The organism is Bradyrhizobium sp. Crot121 (assembly GCF_059512385.1).
In genome coordinates this window covers 1-361 of the sequence record NZ_JCAMOR010000495.1, presented here as the reverse complement: position 1 = coordinate 361, position 361 = coordinate 1, and the positions used below count along the sequence as shown (strand labels likewise).

The following is a 361-nucleotide window of genomic DNA, read 5'->3' as shown; positions in this document are numbered from 1 at the left end:
AGATTATAGGCGATCAGATTGAGCAGGAAATCGGCGGCGACGCGACCGATGCCGCGATGTTTGGTCTTGCGCATGGTCCCGTGCTGCTTGCCCCAACCGAAGATGCACTCGATCATCGCCCGGCGCGATTGTGACATGCCGTATCCCGGATGCCGCGTGGTTCGTCCGTCGATGGCGCTGTTGCGGTTCTTGCCGGTTTTGGTGACGGCCTGGTTCTGCGTCACATGCGGTGTCACGTTGATGGCACGAAGATTGGCCACGTGATCGGCGGTATCGTACGCCTTGTCCTCGCCGGCCGTGATGCGGTGGCCGGCGGCTTTGCCTTGGGCCTTCAGCATGATCTCCGAGGCGCGGCGTTCGG

At 62.3% G+C, this 361-nt stretch carries 1 protein-coding gene; it reads right to left on the bottom strand.

Annotation, left to right across the window (positions count from 1 at the left end; translation table 11 throughout):
* A partial coding sequence (locus AC5ZGW_RS47635; RefSeq protein WP_496114336.1) for a transposase occupies positions 1-361 on the bottom strand: 361 nt, incomplete at both ends.